1 protein-coding gene is annotated in these 332 nt (G+C 39.8%); it reads left to right on the plus strand.

All coding sequences use genetic code 11. The annotated features are described in order from the left end of the window. The coding region (locus ACFI4Z_RS19085; protein ID WP_462671892.1) for a hypothetical protein at positions 1 to 189 on the plus strand (189 nt) is incomplete at its 5' end. Between the last annotated feature and the right edge of the window lie 143 nt (positions 190 to 332).

A 332-nucleotide genomic window follows, 5' to 3' on the forward strand; every position in this document is an offset into this window, starting at 1 on the left:
AAATCTAGAGCCCTCAACTTAAATAGCAAGCAGATTTTAATATACTCAATAATAACGCGGTGGCAAGCCACTCGCCTACAAGTACATATTAACGCCGAGCAGCTTAAAACTTACCGCTTAGGGCTTACAGCTCAAATCGCAGACATTAAAAAACCCGAGACTAAGCTCGGGTTTTTTGGTATTAATTAGCTAGGCTAACTATTACTCTACGATAGTTGCTACAAAGCACCTACGCCTAAGGTAATAGCGCCACCTTCACATAACGTAAATCGCAGGCATTAAAAAACCCGAGACAAAGCTCGGGTTTTTTTAGTATTAATTAACTTAAACGT

This window comes from Pseudoalteromonas sp. RWi3 (assembly GCF_054960735.1).